The sequence below is a fragment of the Streptomyces sp. NPDC127197 genome (assembly GCF_042672405.1).
GTDB classification, from domain to species: Bacteria; Actinomycetota; Actinomycetes; order Streptomycetales; family Streptomycetaceae; genus Streptomyces; species Streptomyces flavusporus.
In genome coordinates this window covers 134,158-155,731 of the sequence record NZ_JBHXVG010000014.1, presented here as the reverse complement: position 1 = coordinate 155,731, position 21,574 = coordinate 134,158, and the positions used below count along the sequence as shown (strand labels likewise).

General features: G+C 74.0%; 7 protein-coding genes. 5 read left to right on the top strand and 2 right to left on the bottom strand.

Annotated elements, in window-relative coordinates:
* Window positions 1–61 precede the first annotated feature (61 nt).
* From ACFVJQ_RS23000 to ACFVJQ_RS22980, 5 genes are read left to right on the top strand one after another with little or no spacing between them, the layout of a single operon-like run.
* Window positions 62–1,108 carry a cysteine synthase family protein gene (locus ACFVJQ_RS23000; protein ID WP_385508722.1) on the top strand — a complete coding sequence of 349 codons (1,047 nt, stop codon included), beginning with the start codon at window positions 62–64 and terminating at the stop codon, window positions 1,106–1,108.
* Window positions 1,105–2,547, top strand: coding sequence for an argininosuccinate lyase (locus ACFVJQ_RS22995; protein WP_385786316.1), 1,443 nt, complete (start codon window positions 1,105–1,107; stop codon window positions 2,545–2,547). Before ACFVJQ_RS23000 ends, ACFVJQ_RS22995 begins: the two co-directional genes overlap by 4 nt.
* Window positions 2,544–3,746 (top strand): ATP-grasp domain-containing protein, encoded by a 1,203-nt coding sequence (locus ACFVJQ_RS22990; RefSeq protein WP_385786313.1) that lies wholly within the window; start codon window positions 2,544–2,546, stop codon window positions 3,744–3,746. Before ACFVJQ_RS22995 ends, ACFVJQ_RS22990 begins: the two co-directional genes overlap by 4 nt.
* Window positions 3,747–3,773: 27 nt before the next feature.
* Complete coding sequence (locus ACFVJQ_RS22985; RefSeq protein ID WP_385786310.1) at window positions 3,774–6,956, top strand: amino acid adenylation domain-containing protein; 3,183 nt, start codon at window positions 3,774–3,776, stop codon at window positions 6,954–6,956.
* A gap of 5 nt (window positions 6,957–6,961) precedes the next feature.
* Window positions 6,962–7,873: a kinase gene (locus ACFVJQ_RS22980; RefSeq protein WP_385786307.1), complete on the top strand. Its 912-nt coding sequence runs from the start codon at window positions 6,962–6,964 to the stop codon at window positions 7,871–7,873.
* Here ACFVJQ_RS22980 and ACFVJQ_RS22975 read toward each other — a convergent pair.
* Both ACFVJQ_RS22975 and ACFVJQ_RS22970 read right to left on the bottom strand, forming a co-directional pair.
* A complete protein-coding gene (locus tag ACFVJQ_RS22975; protein WP_385786304.1) occupies window positions 7,860–8,810 on the bottom strand; it encodes a TauD/TfdA family dioxygenase in 951 nt (316 codons plus the stop codon). The genes ACFVJQ_RS22980 and ACFVJQ_RS22975 overlap by 14 nt on opposite strands.
* Entirely contained in the window at window positions 8,807–21,574 is a 12,768-nt protein-coding gene (locus ACFVJQ_RS22970; protein ID WP_385786301.1) for an amino acid adenylation domain-containing protein, read from the bottom strand. The genes ACFVJQ_RS22975 and ACFVJQ_RS22970 overlap by 4 nt, the downstream gene beginning before the upstream one ends.

The window sequence follows — 21,574 nt, the reverse complement described above, 5'->3', positions numbered from 1 at the left end:
GACCCGCCGGCGGTCACCGGTGGACCGTGGATCCGAGAATGGCGGCTTCCCGGGGGAGCGAATGGCTTCGAATGCGTACCGCGAAACAACGGAGGCACTGCTGCTGCCCCGGATCATCCGGCTCGGACCCAACCTCTACGGCGCGGCGTTCACTCTGATGAAACTGGTGCCCGCGCGGCACATCCTGCTCAAGGCGGAGCGGACCGGGGCGCTCGGTCCGCGCACCACGATCGTGGAGACCACCTCGGGCACGTTCGGGCTGGCCCTGGCCATGCAGGCCGCCCTGATGCGACGCCCGCTCACCCTGGTGAGCGATCCGGTGATCGACGCGAGCCTGCTGCGCAGGCTGGCCGACCTCGGAGCCCGCGTGGAGATCTGCGCCGAGCCCGCGGCGGTCGGCGGCTTCCAGGAGGCCAGGCTCAAGCGGCTGGCCGAGATCCGCGCGGAACAGCCGGACACCTTCTGCCCCGAGCAGTACGACAACCCCGACAACCCGGGCTCGTACGGCGTCGTCGCCGAGCACCTGGAGCGGACCCTCGGGACCATCGACTGTCTGGTCGGCCCGGTGGGTTCGGGCGGCTCGATGTGCGGGACGGTCCGGGCGCTGCGCTCGACCGGCGGACCGCAGGTGCGGGCGATCGGTGTCGACACCCCGAACAGCGTGCTGTTCGGGCAGCCGGACGGCGAGCGCACGCTCCGCGGCCTCGGCAACAGCCTGATGCCGGGCAATCTCGACCACCGCGACTTCGACGAGGTGCACTGGTGCACGGCCCCCGAGGCCTTCGCCGCCACCCGGTTGCTGCACGCCACGCACGCGCTGTTCCAGGGGCCGACGAGCGGCGCCGCCTACCTGGTGGCCCGCTGGTGGGCGGCCCGGAACTCCGAGGCCCAGGTCGTGGTGATGCTGCCCGACGAGGGCTACCGCTACCAGGACACCGTCTACGACGACGCCTGGCTCGACGCCCGCGGCCTGCGCGCGCCGATGCCCCACGGACCCGTCGAGACCACCGACCCCACCGGCCCCGGCGCCGCGTGGACCCGTTACGCCTGGAACCGCCGCCCCTTCGCGGACGTCGCCGGCCCCCACCCGCTGGAGCCGGTCCGATGAGCCGCCTCACCGCCACCGTCGGCGCGCGCATCCAGTCCATCGTCTACGGCTCGTCCTCCGCGGCCGAACTCGCCGACGAACTGCGCCTGACCACCGAGATCGACCTGGCCCATCTGGTGATGCTGGCCGGCCGCGGACTGATCGGCGCCGAGGACGCCGCCGCCCTTGTCCGGGCGATCGAGCGGATGCGGGCCGAGGACTTCCGCTCCCTGCACGGCGTACCCACCCCGCGCGGCCTGTATCTGGCGTACGAACAGGCGCTGAGCGGCGAGTTGGGCGCCGAGACCGGGGGCCGGCTGCACACCGGCCGGTCGCGCAACGACCTCAAGGCCACCGCCACCGCCCTCAGGCTGCGCACCGAACTCCACGACCTGATCTCGGAACTGACCCGCTGCCAGGCCGTACTGCTGGCCCGCGCCCGGGCCCACCGCGACACGGTCATGCCGATCCACACCCACTACCAGGCCGCGCTGCCCGTCACCTACGGCTACTACCTGGCCGGAGTCGCCCTCGCCCTCGGACGGGACATCTCGGCGCTGCGCCGCTGCGTCGACGACCTGGACCGCTGCCCGATGGGCGCGAGCGCCGTGGCCGGAACCGACCTGCCGATCGACCCCGCGAGGACCGCCCGGCTGCTCGGCTTCGCGGGCCCGCCCCGGCACGCCCTGGACGCGGTGGCCAGCCGGGACGGCGCGCTGCACGCCCTCGCCGCGGCGGCGGGCGCGGCGCTCACCCTCAGCCGGCTCGGCACCGACCTGCAGCTGTGGAGCAGCGCCGAGTTCGGCTTCGTCACCTTCCCCGACCGGCTCGTCGGAGGCAGCTCCGCGATGCCGCAGAAGCGCAACGCGTTCCTGCTGGAGCACGTCAAGGCCAAGGCGGGAGCGGTGATCGGCGCCTGGACGGCCGCCGCGGCCACCACCCGCTCCACGCCCTTCACCAACTCGATCGAGGTCGGCACCGAGGCCGTGGGCGCGGTCCGGCCCGGCCTCAGGGCGGTCCTCGACGGGACGGTCCTCGCCCGCGCGCTCGTGGGCGGCGCCCGGCCGGTGCCGGAGCGGATGCTCGCCCGCGCGGAGGACGGCTTCGTCGGGGCCACCGCGCTGGCCAACCGACTGGTCCGGCAGGGCGTGCCGTTCCGCACCGCGCACGAGCTGGTGGGCGGCGCGGTGCGGCGGGCCGTGGAACGCGGGGGGACCCGGCTCACCGCCGAGGACCTACCGGCCGAACTGCGGGACACGGAGCTGTCGATGCCCGCGCTGGTGGCCGAGCAGCGATTCGGTGCGGGGCCCGGAGAGTTCGACCGGGTCTTCGGCTCCGTACGCGCCGATCTGGAGGACCATGCCGGATGGCTGGGCGCCGTACGCGAACGGTGGGGCGGCGCCGCCCACGAGCTGGCCGGGGCCGTCGCCGCCCTGGTGAAGGAGGGGACCCCGGCATGACCTGGCTGGCGCTCGTCGAGAGCAACACCACAGGCTCGGGGCGGCAGTTCTGCCGGGCCGCCCGTGAACTGGGGCTGCGCCCCGTCGTCCTGACGACCGGGCCTGGACGCTACCCGTATCTCACCGAGGACGAGGTGGACCATCTCGTCCTCGACACCGGCGACCCCGAGGCGGTGCTCGCCGCCTGCCGGGAGCTGAAGGCGGGGGAGGGGCTCGCCGGCATCACCTCCAGCTCCGAGTACTTCATCGCCACGGCGGCCGAGGCCGCGCAGCGGCTCGGTCTGCCCGCCCCCGACGCACAGGCGCTGACCCGCTGCCGCCACAAGGACCGGCAGCGCGCGGCACTCGCCGCCGCCGGGGTGGCGGTGCCCGGCCACCGAGCGGTGACCAAGGCCTCGGCGGCCCGCGAGGCCGCCGAACTGCTGGGCTGCCCGGTGGTGGTGAAGCCGACCACCGGTTCCGGCTCCGTCGGCGTCCGGCTGTGCACCGGCCCCGCCGAGGCGGCCGAGGCCGCGGCCGCCCTGCTCGAGGCGCCGCGCGACGAGCGCGGCCGGGCGAGACCCCGACTGGTCCTCGTCGAACGCTACGTCGAAGGCCCCGAGTACTCGGTGGAGACGTTCGACGACACGGTGGTCGGCGTCGTGGCCAAACACCTGGGCCCGACCCCGTACTTCGTGGAGCGCGGCCACGACTTCCCCGCGCCGGCGGCGCCCCCGGAGCTGGCCCGGACCGCGTTGCGGGCACTGAAGGCCCTCGGTCTCGGCTGGGGTCCCGCCCACACAGAGCTGCGGTGCGGCACCGCCGGCCCGGTCGTGATCGAGGTCAACCCCCGGCTGGCCGGCGGCATGATCCCCGCCCTGGTCCAACGGGCCGCCGGGGTGGACCTGGTGGCCGCCACCGTGGCCAGGGCCGTGGGCCACCGGGTCGCGGTGGAGCCCGGCTGGCAGGCCCATGCCTCGATCCGGTTCGCGCTCGCCGGCCGCGCCGGCACCGTCACCGCCGTCCACGGGCTGGAGACCGCACGCGACATGCCCGGGGTCGAACTCGCCGAGCTCACCGTGGCGCCCGGGGTCAGGGTGGAGCTCACCCGTTCCTTCCGGGACCGGTTCGGCTACGCCGTCGCGACCGGGCCCGACGCCGCCACCGCCGCCGACCGGGCGGAGCGGGCCGCGGCTCGCCTGGACATCACCTGCGCATAGCGACCTGCCGAGGAGTCAGGAGACCAGATGACCGACACGCAGCCGCCCGCCGGAACCGTGGTGCCGCGGTGGACGATCGCCGGAGCGGCACCCGAGCCCGGCTTCGCCCAGCAGCGGGCCGCCCTGGGGACCGAACTGGCCTCGGCACTGTGCCGCCGTGCCGACGAACTGGGCGTCGACCTCGACGTCGTCCTCTTCGCCGCCCACCTCAAGGTGCTCAGTGCCCTCACCTCGGAGCGGAGCCTGGTGACCGGCCGGCTCACCGACGCCGGGCTGACCGCTCACCGCGCGACCCTGGACGACGGCACCTGGCGCGAGCTGGTCACCGAGGCCGCCCGCGCCCTCACCGAACCGGTGCCCGGCGAACCGGAGACCGTGGCCGATCAGCGCACCACCCCGGCCGCCTGGCCCGCTGCCGCCTACGCGGTCCACTACGACGCCGACCTGGTGCTGGCCCTGACGTACCGGCGGGACGTGATGACCGCCGACCACGCGGAGCGGGTGGCCGGATACCACGTCACCGCACTCCGGCTGTTGACCGGCGACGTCGACGCGGCCCACCACGAGCAGAGCCTGCTGTCCCAGCGGGAACTGGACTTCCAGCTCACCGGGCTCTCCGGTCCCCGCCGCCCGCTGCCCGGCCCGCTGTTCGTCGAGCTCTTCGAGGAACAGGTGCGCGCCCGTCCCGACGAGACCGCCGCCGCCCACCGCGACCAGCGCTGGACCTACCGGGAACTCGACGAACGCGCCAACCGGATCGCCCACAGCCTGCTCGCCCGCGGGCTCGGCGACGAGGACGTGGTCGCCGTGGTGATGGACCGCAACCTCGACTGGCTCGCCGCCACCCTCGGCGTGCTCAAGGCCGGCGGCGTCTATCTTCCGGTCCGCCCCGACTTCCCGGCCGGCCGGGTGGCGAGCCAGCTGGAGACCAGCGACTGCCGGCACGCCGTCACCGAGCCAGGCAGCGAGGACGTCCTGCACGCCGCGGTCGCCCGCACCGGACGCCAGTGCCAGACGGTGCTCGCGGACGACGCCTACCGCACGCCCCGCACCGACACCCCCGGCCGGACCGTCCGGCCGGAGCAACTCGCCTACATCTACTTCACCTCGGGCTCCACGGGATCGCCCAAGGGCGCGATGTGCGAGCACGAGGGAATGCTCAACCACCTGTACGCCAAGGTCGACGACATGGAGCTGCGCGCGGGCGACGTGGTGACCCAGACCGCCTCGCAGTGCTTCGACATCTCCCTGTGGCAGGTGCTGGCCCCACTGCTCGTCGGCGGCTCCACCCTGATCGTCGACACCGACACCCAGCTCGACGTGGACCGTTTCGTCGGCCTCGTCGCGGCCGGAGGCATCCAGGTCATCCAGATCGTGCCCGCCTACCTCGACGTGATGCTCGCCAACCTGGAGAGCAGTAACCGCCCGCTGGGCGATCTCCGGTCGGTGTCGGTGACCGGGGAGGCGCTCAAAGTCAGCCTGGTCAAACGGTGGTTCGCGCTCTACCCGGACATCCGGCTCGTCAACGCCTACGGCGCGACCGAGGTGTCGGACGACACCATGCACGCCGTGCTCGACCGGGTGCCCGAGCGCGACCTGGCCGTGGTCAACGTCGGCCACTCCCTGCGCAACGTCACCACATACATCCTCGACGCGCGGCTGCGGGCGGTGCCCCTCGGCGCCCCCGGCGAGATCGCCTTCTCCGGCGTGTGCGTCGGCCGCGGCTACATCAACGACCCGGAGCGCACCGCGCAGGCGTTCACCGGCGACCCCTACCGGGCCGGCACCCGGCTCTACCGCACCGGCGACTACGGCCGCTGGCTGCCCGAGGGCACCATCGAGTTCCTGGGGCGGCGCGACGAGCAGGTCAAGGTCCGCGGCTACCGCATCGAGATCGGCGAGATCGAGAACCGGCTGCTGCAGATGCCCGGAGTGACCAAAGCCGCTGTGGTGATCGCCGGCGCCGGGGACGGCGACAAGAACCTCGTCGCCTTCCACACCGGCGCCACGGACCTGGAGCCGGCCGACCTGCGCGACTTCCTCGCCGCCACGCTCCCCGAGTACATGGTGCCGTCCTACTTCCACCGGCTCGACGCCCTGCCGCTCACCGAGAACGGCAAGACGGACAAAAAGTTCCTGGCCGGACTCGCCGCGGAGCTGGGCCAGGACGTCGCCGCCTACTCCCCGCCCGCCACCGACACCGAACGCAGGCTCGCCACGGCCTGGGCCGAGGTGCTCAACGTACTGGTCGGCAAGATAGGCCGGGACGACGACTTCTTCCGGCTCGGCGGTACCTCGCTGGCCGCGGTCCGGCTGGTGGTCAGGCTCCAGCGGCAGATCTCGCTGCGCGACCTCCTCGCCAACCCGGTGCTGCGCGACCTGGCCGCCGCGATCGACGGCGTCGCGACCGGCCCGGTAGACCGCGCAGGCGTCGTATCGCCCTCGCAGGACGACCCCCTGCTCCAGCAGGTGTCCGCCGCCGGCGACACGGCCGAGGCGACGCTGGTCTGCTTCCCCTACGCGGGCGGAAACGCCGTCAACTTCCAGCTTCTCGCCCAGGAGCTCGCGTCCGAGCCGATCGCGGTCCACGCCGTCGAACTGCCCGGCCACGACATCAGCCGCCCCGGCGAACCCCTCGCCGACGTCTCCGAGATCGCCCGGCGCGTCCTGCGCGAACTGCCCGACGGCCCGCTGATCCTGTGGGGCCACTGCGCCGGCGGCGCCTACGCGGTGGAGCTCGCCCGGCTCCTCGAAGCCGAGGGCCGCCCGGCGGAGCGGCTGTTCATCGGCGCGCTGCTGCTGGAGGACCCGGCCGAACTGCTCCGGGAGAGCACCGAGGTGACGGCCCTGAGCAATCGCCAGATCACCGCCCGGCTGCAGGGCGACCGGGCCTACGTCGAGCTGGACATGCTCAAGTCCGAGCGCTCCGAACTGGTCAGCCGCGCCTACCGGCACGACGTGTGCTCGACCAACGCCTACCTGCGCGCGCTCCAGGAGGGCCCGCGCCCGCCCCGGCTCACCACCCAGGTCGAGGTCGTCGTGGCCGCCGACGACCCCACCACACGCGACCCGCAGCAGCGCTACAAGCTGTGGGAGCAGGCCGCGGCCTCGGTCGCGCTGCACACCCTCGACGAGGGCGGCCACTACTTCACCCGGACCCGCGCGGCCGACGTGGCGGCGCTGGTCACCGCCCGCCGCGCGCAGACCTGATGCCGGTGGACACGCATTCCGTCCCCGGTGGCCCTCCGGTCCGGTACCGGGGCGCCACCGGGGTCAGCACCTGCTTCGGCACCTTCGGGGAACTGCTGCAGGGACGGCTCCCCGAGCCGGGCGCCGACTTCCTGGTAACCCTGCCGGTGGCCCGCTGGACGATGGCCAAGTTCCAGGTCGATCCCGGGCGGGACGACGTGGACGTACGGCCCCACCACAAGGACAAGGCCCGCCGGATGGCCGAGATGGTCCTGGCCGCGGCGCGGGGCCCGGCCGGCGGGAGCCTCATGATCGACAGCAGCCTGCCCGAGGGCAAGGGCATGGCCAGCTCCTCGGCCGACCTGGTCGCCACCGCGCGGGCGGTCGCCAACGCCGTCGGCCTCGAACTGCCCCCACAGCGGCTGGAGGATCTGCTGCGCCGCATCGAGCCGTCCGACGGCGTGCTCTACCCCGGCGTGGTCGCCTTCGACCACCGCCGGGTGCGGCTGCGCGCCCGGCTCGGCTCACTGCCGACCATGACCGTCGTCGGCATGGACGAGGGCGGCACGGTCGACACCGTCGCCTTCAACCGGCTCGCCAAGCCCTTCACGCCCGCCGACCGCCGCGAGTACGCCCGGCTGCTGGAGCGGATGACCCGCGCGATCGCCCGGCGCGACCTCGCCGAGGTGGGCGCGGTCGCCACCCGCAGCGCCGAGATGAATCAGGCGCTGTGGCCCAAGCGCACCCTCCCCGCCGTCCAGCGCATCTGTGCCGACGTCGGGGCGCTCGGTGTGGTGGCGGCGCACAGCGGCACCATGCTCGGCGTGCTGCTGGACACCGCCGACCCCGACTACGTGGAGAAGATCGCCGTCACCGTCCGGGCCTGCTCCCTGATCAGCCCGGACGTCTCCCTGTTCCGCTCGCTCAGCTTCGACTGACCGGCGCCGGATCCGCCAGGGCGACGGCGATCCGCCGCTCGCCCCGGTACGGGTCCCGGCTGTGCGCCATCCGCAGGTTGTCCACCACCAGCAGATCCCCGGCCTGCCACGGCTCGCGGACCGTGTGGGCGTCGTAGACGTCGTTGATCAGATCGACCGTGGCACGGTCCAGCGGGCTGCCGTCGCCGCAGCGCGTGGTGAACGGCAGCCCCTCGGGGCCGAATTCGAAGACCAGGTACTCGCGCACGGCCGGATCCATCGTCCACTCGTTGAGGAAGGCGATCTGGTTGAACCAGACCCGCTCACCGGTGCCGGGATGACGCAGCACGGCCGGCCGCACCCGGCTGGTGCGCAGGGTGCCGTCCACGGCCCAGACCCAGCTGATGCCGTTCCGGGCGCAGTACCGCTCCACCTCGGCGGGGTCGGTGGTGCCGAAGGCGCTCTGCCAGCCGACCCCCACCGGCCCGTTGTGGGTGCGCCGCAGCTCCCAGCCGTGCCGCTCGAACCGCTCCACCAGGTCCGCGGGCAGCCCGCGCAGCACGGCGGTGCCGTCCGCGAGCGCGACGGCACCGCCCTCGGCGGGAGCGGTCAGACAGGCGAAGACGATCCGGGAGGGCACCTGACGGGCGTAACTGAGCTCGTGGTGCATGCACATGGGCTGGTCCGGCGGCCACTCGGTGGACGAGTAGAGCCGCGGCCGGTAGGCGGCCCTGGGGGCGAACGGCTCGTACTCGTCCATGAGCTCATCGGTGACCGCCCGCGCGGCGGCCTCGGCCGACGCCGCGTCCGGCAGATCGAGCCCGCGCAGCAGCAGCGCTCCGTGTTCGGCGACAGCCTCGTCGACGGCCTTGCGGTGGGCGGCCAGTTCCCCGGGGGCCGGGGCCACCCGGGCGACCGGGGGCCGCCCGGCCGTGAGCGTGAGGGCGAACGGCGTCATACCCCGGCCTTTCCGTGCGCGCTGAGGTCCGTGCGGAAATCGAGGTCGAGCAGCGAGGAGACCAGCGGCAGGGCCACCGCCTCCGCGCCCGGCGCCGCGACGCGTTCTCGCCACAGCCGCCGGCGCCGGAAGACGGGCGGCGGCAGCGGAGTGCGCCGCGGCCTGCCGGCCGGCGCCTCGGAGACGATCGCGTGGGCGTTGGTGCCGCCCAGCCCGAAGGCGCTGACCCCGGCGACGCGCCGTCCGGTCCACTCGCGCAGCCGGGTGGCGGGCGTGAACGGCGAGGACGCGAAGTCGAACCGGGGATTGGGCGTCTCACAGAACAGCGTCGGAGCAATCTCGCCGTGCTCGACCGCGAGGAGCGCCTTGACGAGTCCGGCGATCCCGGCGGCGCTGAGCAGATGGCCGATGTTGGACTTCACGCTGCCGATCGCGCAGAACCCGGTGCGGTCGGTCTGCTCGCGGAACACCTCGGTGAGCGCCCGCAGTTCGATCGGGTCGCCGATCAGCGTGCCGGTACCGTGCGCCTCGACCAGACCCACCTCCTGCGGCCGGACACCGGCCAGCGCCAGCGCCCGCCGCACGACCTGAGCCTGAGCCACCGGATTGGGCGTGGTCAGCCCCATGGTCCGCCCGTCGTTGCCGACCGCGACGGCGTCGATCACCGCATGCACGCGGTCGCCGTCCCGCACCGCCCGCTCCAGGGTCTTCAGTAGCAGTACGCCGCAGCCTTCACCAGGGACGAACCCGTCGGCGTCCTTGTCGAACGTGGCGCACCGGCCGCGCGGCGACAGCGCCCGCGCCACACTGAACTCCAGATACGGCTCCTCGTCGAGCAGCACCTCGACACCACCGGCGAGCGCCAGCACGGACTCCCCGGCCAGCAGGCTGCGGGCCGCGGTCTGCACACTCACCAGCGCCGAGGAACAGGCGCTGTCGACGACGAGGGCAGGGCCCCGGAAGTCGTACTGGTGGGCGACCCGTGCGGCGATGAAGTTCTGGTCGCCACCCAGCCCGGTCGCGGAACCCTCCAGACCGATCCGGCGCCGGTAGTCCGACATACGGGCGCCCATGAACACGCCCACGTCGCCGCCGCGCAGCTCTTCGTCGCCGTACCCGGCATCGCGCAGACAGGCCGCCGCGGCCTCCATGGTCAGCCGGATCGCCGGGTCGAGATCCCGCGCCTCCGCCTCGCTCATCCCGAAGAACGCGGGGTCGAAGTCCTCGATCCCGTCGACGAATCCGCCCCACTTGCTGATGCTGTACCCGGCGGAACGCTCGGGCCGGTAGAGCCGGTCCGTGTCCCAGCGGCCGGCCGGCACCTCGGTGACCGCGCAGCCCCCGTCGCGCAGCAGCCGCCGGAACGACTCGACGTCGGGTGCGCCGGGGAACCGGCAGGCCATGCCGATCACGGCGATCCGGCCGTCGGGCTGCTGAGCGGCGCCCGCGCCGGCCTGTGGGACCGGCTGAGGCTCGGACGTGTCCCGCACGGGAACTTCGGCGGGCACTGCGGCCGGTTTCGGATCCCGGCCGGTCGGCCCCTCCGCCGCCAGATGGGCCGCGAGCCGCCGCAGTGTCGGGTGGTCGAGGAGCACGGCCGGTTCGAGCGGACGGCCGGTTTGCGCCTCGATCCGCGTGGTCAGCTCGGCGAGCATCACGGACTCCACGCCGAGGTCACCGAAGACGACGTCGTGGTCCAGCTCGGCCTCCGGTATCCGCAGCGTCTCGGCGAACAGCCGCACCAGCCAGGGCTCGGGTTCGCCGGCGCTGCCGGCGTCGGAGGCCGGACCGGTGGTGGGCTCGGCCTCGGCGGGCTCGCCCGGTGGACGGTTCGCGTGCAGTACGGACTCCGCGTCGAAGGAGCCCTCCTGGGCGGGGCACGGCAGCAGCACGGTCGCCGCCGGAAGGCCGAGCACCCGGTCCAGTACGTCCAGCGCGTCGGCGTCGGTCAGCGGCGCCAGGCCCGCTCCGGCCGCCGCGTCGGGACGGTCGGTGGCACCTCCGGTCTGCTGCCACACGGGCCAGTTGACGGCCCGGACGCCGCTGCAGTGCCGGGCCACTACGTCCAGACGGGCGTTGGCGGCCGCATAGTCCGCGACACCGGCGGCCAGGGCGGGCACGGCCGCGCTGACGGAGGAGAACAGCACGACGAAGTCGAGCGGGTCCGGCCCGGTCAGCTCCAGCAGCGTGTCCAGGCCGTCTCCCTTGGGCTCCAGGACCCGCCGGATGCCGGCGATGTCCTTGTGGACGAGCGGCGCCGGTCCGGCCGTGCCCCGGCCGGCGCAGTGCACGACACCGCCGATCGGACCGAGCGCGGTGCGGACCTCGGAGAGGAACCCCGCCAGCTCGGCGCGCCCGGTCAGTGCGCCGGTGTGGGTCATGACCTGGGCGCCGAGCCGCTCCAGCTCGCGAATGTTCTCCACCGCCTCGGCCTCGGGCCCCGAGAGCTCGCCGCGCGCCCACTCGTGCCGGGGCGGCAGGGGGCGCAGGCCGAGCACGGCCAGGCGGCGGGCGCCCCGGCGGGCGAGGTGCCGGGCGGTGAGGGCGCCGAGACCGCGGGTGCCGCCGGTGACCAGGTACACCCGGTCCGGCCGGGGCTCCCACGACGACTCCTCTGACGGCACCGGCACCAGCACGGGCCGGAGGCGCCTGCCCTGCCTGAGGACGAGCTCGCCGTACGGGGACGAGTCCCGCCAGGCGGCCGTCAGTTCGGCGAGCGCCTGCGGACGGTCCGTGTCCAGGACGGTGGACCGTGCCCACGGATATTCGGCGCCCAGCGACCGCACGAAGCCGGACAGCCGGGCGCCCGCGGGATTCGGGCCGGCACCGGACAGCGCCTGGAGCCCTCTGGTCACCTGAAGGATCCGCAGGCCGCCGGCCGGCCGGGCGGCGAGGAGCTGCTGCAGGATCGCCAAGCGGGCTGTCCACGGTCCGTCGTCGTGCTCGTGCTCCGTCCCCTCGGCAATGGCACACAGATCCAGTACGCCGGTGACGGGCCCGCGGCCGAGCAGTTCGCGCACCGTGGCGACGGCGCTTTCCACGTCCGTGAAGTCGGTTCCCTGACGCAGTGTCAGCAGCTCGGCGGGAGCGAACGCCTCGGCGAGGCCCTGCCGTTCGTCGCCGAGCAGACAGAGAATCCGGCCGGACGGCTCCGGCCCGGGCTCGGGGAACGGCTCAGCCCGCCAGTCCCGCGCGAGCAGGGGGACGCGCGCCCCGCCCTCCTCCTCGGCCGAGCCCGACGGCACCTCCGCCAGGGCCGGAACCTCCGCGTCCGCCCAGCACCTCATGGACGCGAACGGGTACCCGGGCAGGTCGGCCAGGCGGCGCGCAGAGGGGTGCAACTGCCCCCAGTCCACGGCCCCTCCGTCCGCCCAGTGGCGGGCGAGCTCGTCGAGCGTGGTCCCCGGTCCGGCCTGCGGACCCGGCGTCGTACCCGCCCGGCCGCGGACCACGGCGGACGCATCACCGGCCAGGTACCGGTCCAGCAGGGCGGCGAGGTGGGTCTCGTCCCGTGCGACGACGGCCAGCCGTTCGCGCATCGGCTCGCGGCCGAGTTGCGCCGTGTACGCCAGGTCGGCCAGGGACGCATGGGGTCCCCGCAGCATCTGCCGCCAGCGGGCGGCGAGCCGGCTCAGCCCTTCCTCGGTCCTGGCCGAGAGCACGATCAGCTGTGGCCCGCCGCCGGTCTCGCGCGCGGGCCCAGCCGGCGGGGCCTCCACGACGACGTGCGCGTTGGTGCCACCGGCGCCGAAGGAGCTGATGCCGGCCCGGCGCGGCGCGTCCGCGGGCCACGGCGCGGCCTCACGCTGGACGCGGAACGGCCCGCGCGCCCAGTCCACATGGGGGTTGAGGTCCTCGGCGTGCAGGGACGGCGCGAGCGTGTCATGCCGGAACTGCAGCACCACCTTGGTCAGTCCGGCGATCCCGGCGGCGGCCTCCAGATGACCGATGCCGGACTTCACCGAACCGATCGGCCACGGCCCACGCGACGCAGCGGCGGAGGCGAACGCCCGGCCGAGCCCGTCGATCTCGATGGGGTCGCCCAACGCGGTACCGGTCCCGTGCGCCTCCACGTAGCCGATGTCCTGCGGGCCGACCCCCGCGTCCTTGAGGGCCTGCGTGACGAGCTGCCCCTGGGCCACGGGGTTCGGCACCGTGTAACCGTTGGTCTTTCCGTCGTGGTTGACGGCCGTGCCGAGCACGGTCGCATGGATCCGGTCCCCGTCCGCGACGGCCTGTGCCAGCGGCCTGAGCAGTACGGCGCCGACGCCCTCGCCGGGGACGAAGCCGTCCCCGCCCGCCCCGAAGCTGCGGCACCGGTGGTCGGACGAGGCCATGCCGAGCTCGCGCAGCGTGGCGAACTTGTTCGGGTGCAGCGACAGGTTCACCCCGCCCACCAGCACCGCCTCGCACTCGCCGCGGCGCAGGGCGGCAACGGCCAGATGGAGCGCGGTCAGCGAGGACGAGCACATGGTGTCCACGGTCAGGCTCGGCCCGTTGAGGTCGAGGAAGTAGGAGACCCGGTTGGCGATGCCCGCGATGGCGGACCCCACCGGCCGAGGGCCGTGCAGACCGAAGTACGGGTACTCGTTGTACATCGAGCCGACGAACACGCCGACCCTGCCGCCGTGCCGCTCGCGCAGCTTCGCCCGGGTGTAGCCCGCGTCCTCAAGCGCATGCCAGGCGGTCTGCAGGAACAGCCGCTCCTGCGGGTCCATCGCGGCGGCGTCGCGCGGCGTGATCCCGAAGAAGAGCGGATCGAACCCGGCCACGTCGTCCAGGAATCCGCCGGTCATCGTCTCCGCGCCGGTCCCTGCGTCCCGGCGGCGCCCCTCCGGCAACGGCGCGATCAGATCGCGTCCGGCGAGCAGGTGCTGCCAGAACTCCTCCACGTCGGCGGCCCCGGGATAACGCCCTGCCAGCCCGATCACCGCGATCCGTCCGTCCCGGTCCCCGGCCGCCTCCGGGGAGTCGGCGTCAGGACGGGGCATCGGGGCCCTGAGCCCTGCCAGTTCGCCGGCCACCCCGGCGAGATCGCGGTGGGCGAAGAAGAGGGTGCTGGGGACGTCCTCGCCCAGATCGGCCCTGAGACGCGCGGTCAGCCGCACGACCTGGGCGGACGACAGGCCGTACCGCTCCATCGGCGCGTGCGGATCCAGCCGGTCGGCGGGCACGCCGGACACCTCGGAGTACACCGACTTGAGGTACTCGACGGCGTCGCGGTCGCCGAGGGTGCGGGGAACCGGGGGCGTGCCGGTGCGTGGGGCCGGGAGGGCGGGTCCGGTCCCGATGGGGTCGGCCGTGAGGGCATTGCTGGTGTGTTCCAGCGCGTGTCGTTCGAGACGGAAGGGGAGGTTCGGCAGCGGCACGCGGCGCGCCCCGGCCGGGCGGTGGCGCGACCAGTCGATGTCCGCGCCGGACTGCCATGCCGCGAGGTCCGCGTCAGACGGGACCGGGCGAGTGGCGCCCCGGCCGACCTCCCGAAGCCGGGTCAACAGCTCCTGAGGGGTCGACGCCTCGACCACCACGCGGCGTTCCAGGTGGCGGCGGCCGGACTGGAGGGTGAGGGCGAGGTCTTCGAGGGCGGGTGCCCGGCCGGACTCCAGCCGGCGCTGGAGCAGACCGGCCAGGGCGACGAGCTGCTCGTCGGTCTGCGCCGACAGGGGGAAGGCGAGCCTGTGTCCCGGCTGATCGGGGTGCGGCCCACTGGTGCGCCGGGCGTCCGCGGCGGACCCGTTCGGCTCCGACGACTCGGCGGGCTGCCACGCGCGCAGCAGGACATGGCCGTACGATCCGGTCGCCCCGACCGCGTTGACCAGGGCACGCCTGCGTCCCGTGCCGGGCCAGAACGCGAGGTGGTCGGCCCGGCGCAGGCCCGCGGGCCACGACACGCCTGACCGGTCGCTGAACACCGTCGGGGCCAGCTGTCCATGACGGAACTGGAGCAGCACCTTGACGAGTTGGGACAGACCCGCCGCCGCCTCGAGGTGCCCGATGTTCGGCTTGACCGTGCCCACGGCGACCCGGCCGCCGAAGCCGCCACCGGCGAACACCTCACCCAGGGCCTCGAGTTCGGCGGCGTCGGCGAGCAGGGCACCGGCCGCGGCGCACTCGACGTAGTCCACGTCCCCGGGCCCGACCCCGGCGACGGCCAGGACACCCTTGATGGACCGGGCGAGCGGCCCCGCCTGCGGTGTGGCGAACCTGCCCGCGCCGCCCGGATGACCGACCCGCGTGGCCTCGACCACCGCGATGGGCGTGTCTCCGTCGCGCTCGGCGTTCGGCCCGGTGCGCAGCAGGACCGCGGCGACTCCCTCGCCCGGCGACCAGCCGCCCGTCCCGTCGGCGAAGGCGCCGTCCGGCAGCCGTTCCGCCAGCAGCCCCGTGTCGGCGAGGAGCCGCAGGTGGTAGGGGTGGGTGATCAGGTTGGCCGCCGCGACGACCGCGGAGTCGCACTCGCCGCGGTGCAGGCTCTCGACCGCCAGGTGCAGGGCGGACAGCGAGGAGGAGCAGGAGGTGTCGACGGCGAGGCTGGGACCGTCGAAGCCGAAGAAGTGCGAGATCCGGTTGGCCGCCTCGGACGCGGTGGCGGAGATCGTCGCGGACGCCCCCGAAACGGCAAGATCAGCGCCGACGTGCTGGTAGTCCTGCCACATAGCCCCGAGGAACACCCCGACCCTGCCTGCCGAGTTGAGCGACTCCGGCGTGTGGCCGGCGTCGTCCAGGCACTCCCAGACCGTGTGCAGCAGCATCCTCGACTGCGGGTCGAGGGAGGCCGCCTCGGCGGGGGCGACGCGGAACAGCAGGCTGTCGAAAGAGTCGACGTCGGTGAGGTAGCCGCCCGCGGGCGCGTCCTCGGGGAACTGCGCCGCGCGGCCCTCGGGCACGCCGGTCAGCGAGCGGGTGCCCCTGCTCAGGTTCGTCCAGTACGTGTCGAGGTCGTCGGCGCCGGGGAAGCGGCCGGCCGCCCCGACGACGACGAGTTCCGCGCGGCCGCCGGCGTCACCGTCGCTGACGCCGGGAGACGTGTCGGCTGCCGCTACGAACAGCGGGCGTTCCCCGCCGGCGGTGGCCGTGGGCGGGGGAGCGGCGAGCGGACCGCCGAGGAAGGCGTGGAGGTAGCGGTGACGTTCGCCCAGCCCCAGCCGGTCCCGTACGGCGTCCAGGGCCAGGGTGCCGACCGGGCAGAGCCCCACACCGGTGAACGGCTGGGCGAGGAGCAGCAGTTGGCCGAGATAGCCGGCCTCCAGGAGCTGGAACCGCTCGGTGTCGGTGCCGTACAGCGGCTCTATGGCGACGTCCGCTCCGAACAGGTACAGCTCGAACCCGGCACCGTCGAAGACCGGTCGGTTGTAGACGAAGTGCATCGACCGGTCGAGCCCCGGCTCGGCATCGACCAGGTGCAGCGCGTGCTGGACGGGGTGGTGGTAGTACAGGCCGGCAGGGACGCCCTCGACGCCCCCGGGGCGCACGTGGACGTAGACCTGGACCGAGTAGGTGTCCCCGGCCGAGGGGTACAGACGCCGGTTTCGATCGCCGATCCGTGACTCGCGGAGCAGGCCGAGCAGCCGGACGAAGGCGCGGTGGGGAACCGGACCGGCACCGAACTCACGTCGGCTCGCCCGCCAGCTGAAGTGCTCCTCGGCCACGTCTTCGCCGTCGAGCGGCAACACGGGGGCGCCCTGCACAGGCTGCCGCAGATCCCGCCGCGCCGCCTTGAACGCCTCCCGCTCCGAGGCCGAGAAGAAGTCCACCTCGACGGGTCGCGTGTGGGCGCCGGCGCCGGGCCCCGCCGTCGTGTCGGCCTCGTCCGGCGCCGGGTCGCTCTTGTCGGCCCGCGCCGGAGTGCTCGCCTCGGACCCCGCCGACGAGCCGGGTTCGGCCGGGGCCGGAGCGTCAGCCGCCGTCTGTGTCCGGCCCTCGCCCTCGGGCCGTGCCATGACGCCGGACTCGGCCCCCGTCCCGGCGTCCCCGGCCTCCCGCTCCTCGGTGCCGGGGTCCGCGGACAACTCGGCCACCGCGGCGGCGATTCCGGCCACCGTGGGGTCGTTGAGCAGTGCAGAGACCGGGACCCGCAGGCCATGGCGCTGCTGCAGGACGCCGGAGACCTGGACGACGGTGAAGGAGGTGGCTCCCCGGTCCCAGATGTCGTCCGTGACGCCGATCTCGGGCAGCCCCAGCAGCTCGGCGAAGATCCCCGCGATCTCCCCCGCGAGCTCCTCGACCCGGGCGCCGTCCGGCCGCGACCCGTCCGGCCCGGTCCCGTCCGGCCGCGACCCGATCGGTTCGGCGCCGTCCGGCCGCGACCCGATCGGTTCGGCGTCGTCCGGCCGCGACCCGTCCGGCCGCGACCCGTCCGGCCCGGTCCCGTCCGGCCGCGGCTCCCGAGCCGACGGTCCGTCTGGCAACCCCTCCTCGGCCGCCGGTCCGCCGGGTCCTCCGACCGGCGCCGCCGCCGTCGTATGGAAGCTGTCCGGTTCCACCGGCCACGGCAGCGCTTCGCGGTCCAGCTTGCCGTTCGGCGTGGCGGGGAAGGTGTCCACGAAGGCGACCACGTTGGGGACCATGTAGTCGGGGAGCGCCTGCGCGGCATGCCGGCGCAGAGCGGACGCCGCCGGTGCCTCGGCCGGATCGCCGACCGGCACGACGTACGCGACCAGCCTGCGGTCGCCCGTCCGGTCCGGGCGGGCCAGGACGACGACGTCCTTGACCCCCGCGTGGCCGCGCAACCGGTGCTCGACCTCGGCGAGTTCGACCCGGAAGCCACGGACCTTCACCTGGCTGTCCGTCCGCCCGTGGAACGAGATCACGCCGTCCGGGAAGCGGCTCGCGCGGTCTCCCGTCCGGTACATCCGCGCGCCGTCCCGGTCGCTGAACGGATCGGGCACGAACCTCTCCCCGGTGAGGTCCGGGCGCCGGTGGTAGCCGAGACTCAGGCACTCCCCGCCGATGTACAGGTCGCCCTCGACGCCGACCGGGCAGGGACGCAGCCGCTCGTCGAGGATGTAGTAGCGGGCGTTGTCGATCGGGCTGCCGTAAGGGATGCTCCGCCAGGCGGGGTCGACGGTGCCGATCTCGAACCAGTTGGACCACACGGTCGCCTCGGTGGCGCCGCCGAGGCTGACGATCCGGGCGTGCGGGAAGAGCCCGCGGACCTCGTCGGGCAGCGGCAGCGGGGTGTAGTCGCCGCTGAGATAGACCAGCCGCAGGGTGTCCGTGCCGGGCCGGCCCGCGCTGCCGGGGAAGAGCGGGGCGAGCTGGTTGAGCGTCGTCGGCGCCGAGTTCCAGAACGTGACGGGTTCGCGGAGCAGGACGTCGAGCAGGAGGTGCGGGTCCCGCTGCTCGGCCTCGTCGGCGACGTACACGCAGGCGCCGTACGCGAGCAGGCCCAGGATGTCGAAGACGGACAGATCGAAGCCGAGCGAGGTGACACACAGGCCGACGTCCTGCGGGCCGAAACCATGAGTTCGTGCGCACCAGTTGAGGAGGTTGAGCAGCGGGCGGTGGGTGACCTCGACGCCCTTCGGCGTGCCCGTGCTCCCGGACGTGAAGATCACATACGCCAGGTCGTCGACCGAGCCGACCGGCTCGGGGTCGTGCTCCGGCAGGCCCGCGGCCTCGACCGGGACCACCCGCACACCGTCGGGCACGCTCCAACCGGTCCGTTCCTCATCGCTGAGGAGCACGCCTGTCCCGGCGTCCCGCAGAATCGTCTCCGCCCGTGCCGCGGGCAGCGACGGTTCGAGCGGTACGTAGAAGCCCCCGGCCTTGAGCACGCCGTGGACGGCGGCGACCATGGCCGGGCCCCGGCGCACACTGATCCCCACCGGCGTCCCGGGGCCCACTCCCCGCTCCCGCAGCGCCCAGGCGATGCGGTTGGCCCACCGGTTGAGCTCGCCGTACGTGCGCGTACCGCCGGCCCAGCGGACGGCGACGGCGTCGGGGTGGGCCGCGGCCTGTTCCTCGAAGAGCCGGTGCACCTGGCGGTCGGCGCGGAACTCGGTCTCCGTGTCGTTCCAGCGTGCCGGATCGGCGGAAAGGCCCTCCAGGGTTTGGCGGTAGAGGGCGAACATCGCCTCCAGTCGGCCCGGCGCGAACCGGGACGGGTCGGCGTCCCAGTAGAAGCGCAGCTCGTCCCCCTCGTCGATGGCGATGCAGTCCAGGGCGACGTCGGGGGTGCAGGTCAGCCAGGGGCCGAGGCGGACACCGTCGGGGAGCTGCTGTGCGGACAGGTCGAGCACACCGGTGTAGACGACGGGCAGGTCGAACGCCCCGGCACGTCGTTCGCGCATCACCCGGCGGCGCAGCTCGCCCAGTCCGCCGACCGCGTCGGCGGCCCGGTCCTCGTCGAGGACCCGGCGGAACTCGGCCGCCTGCTCCCACGGGCCGAGCGCGGCATCCTGCCGGGTCACCCAGCTCAGCGCCGTGTACTCGCCGGGGCGGTAGCGGGCGGAGTCTTCGGTCCAGCGCACCACCGGGAGGCTGAACGGAACGGGGAAGTCGGCGGCCAGCGCCCCGGTGCAGGCGGCTGCCAGCAGCTCGTCCGGGCCGACACCGGCCCGCTCCGCGCGCTCCTTGACGCTCCGCCAGCCGGTGAGCCGTCCCTCCAAGCGCAGCCGGCTCCGCTCGGAGCCGGCCGCCGGCAGCTGCGGTCCCGGGTGCAGGCCGGCGATCCGCTCGCGCCAGTGCTCCGTCCACGACGCGAACTGCGGGCCGTCGCCCAGCCGCTTCCGGTCGGCGGCCCAGTCGTCGTACGACGCGCACGGCGGTGGCACGGCCGCCTCGTCCGCGTACAGGCGCCACAGCTCTCGTACGACGAAGTGGATGCTGCGGCCGTCCAGCAGGGTGAGGTCGGTGGTGAGGTGGACGGTGGCCGGGCCGCCCGGGTGGAGGGTGACCCTGAGGTCCGACTGCGGTCCCCGGCCCAGCGGGAACGCCCGGCCCGCCATACGGGTGCGCAGCGCCGCGAGACATGCCTCGGGATCGTCGACGGTGGACAGGTCCAGGACGGGGATCATCCGCCGCGCGGACACATGCGGGCTGACGGCGAGCCTGCCGTCGTGCGTGACCACAGTGCGCAGTGGTTCGTACGCCGCGACCAGCCGGGACCACGCCGACTCCAGCCGTTCGGGGTCGATTTCGTCCACCTCGAACGAGTGGTAGACCTGGCAGCCGTCCCACTCCCCGGGCAGGGTGGCGATCCGGGGCACGAAGTACGCCTGCTGCAGGCCGTTCATCGGGCGGTGCACGCTGGGCCGGTCCGTCAGGGTGAGCAGGGAGTTGACGAAGCCGGCGAACAGGTCGTCCAGCTCGCCGGGCGCGAACCGCTCGGGGACCGCGTCCCAGCGCACGTGCAGTTCGCCGTCCCGCTCCCACATCTGGTGGTCCAGGGCGACGCCGGTCGTCTGGCTGACGGCATAGCCGACCGAGCCGGCGAAGCCGTCCGCGCCCGCCCGGCCGGTGCCGAGCATGCTGGTGAAGACCACGGGCAGGCTCGGCGCGGGTGCCGTACGGTCCCTGGCCCGCAAGGCGCGCAGCGCTGCCACGCCCGACACCAAGGAGTGGTCGAGGCCCTCCCAGAGCCGCTGGTGGACCTCCTGGACCGCGTCCCGCAGCGGACGGTCCAGGGTGTTCGGCAGAGGCAGGACCAGACTGGAAGTGAAGGGGCCTACGAGGTCGTCGCTCTCGGCGGGGAGCCGGGACCGGTGGCTGGTGGTGAGGACAAGGGAGAGCGGCCGGGCGTCGCGCTGCCGGCCGAAGGTCTCGGCGAAGAGGGTGAGCACCAGCGCGGTGGGCGACACCTCCCACTGGGCCGCGAGCCTGCCGACGGCCTGCCACTGCTCGCGGTCGACCCGTGCGGTCAGCGCCGAGCGCACCGCGGGCCCGTCGGCCGCGGCACCGACCGACGGGCCGTCGGGCAGATCGGCCAAGTGCCCTGTCCAGTGGTCGAGATGGGTGCGGTACTGGGGTGTGCGCCGCTGTGCGGCGAGGTCGAGGACACAGTCCCGCACGGTCAGCTCCGGGGCGGCGAGCCGGTGGCCGGCGTTGCGATAGCAGTGCCACCAGTCGTCCAGGATCACTCCGAGGCCGTGGCCGTCGATGAGGAGCACGTCGATGCTGAGGTGGACGACGGCACGGCCGCCCGCCGGGTCGCGGGACACCTCGACCGTGTGCATCGGCCACTCGCCGGGCTCGTACCGGCGATGCGAGAGGCGCCGGCGGACCGCGGGGGCGTCCGCCATATCGGCGACGGCCAGCGGCGGCGGGTCCACGTGCTCCTGGACACGCTGGCGGCCGTCCGGGGTGATCACGGCCCGGAGCATGTCGTGGTGGCGCACGACCCGGTGCCAGGCGGCCTCCAGCGCCGCCACGTCGACGTCGTCCAGCTCGAACTCGCGGTAGACGTGGCAGCCGATCGTGTCCCCGCCCGACTGCGGATCCTTGGCGACGAGATAGGCCTGCTGGAGGTCGGTGAGCGGGAAGGGCTCGTACCGGGTGGCCGGGTCGGCCGCGACGGGCGCGGTCGTGGCGCCACCCTGCTCCGCCTCGATCCTGGCCAGCAGCTCGGCCGGGGTGGCGCACCGGCGCAGCCACGACACCGGCACATCGACACCGAACTCCTTGCGGAGCCGGAACCACACCCGGGTCAGGGCCAGGGATTCCAGGCCCTGCTCGCGCAGTGCCAGGTCGAGGGTGGGTTCCTCGCCGGGGATCACCTCGGCGAGGATGCGCAGCAGCCGTTCGGACCGTTCGTCTTCCCGCAC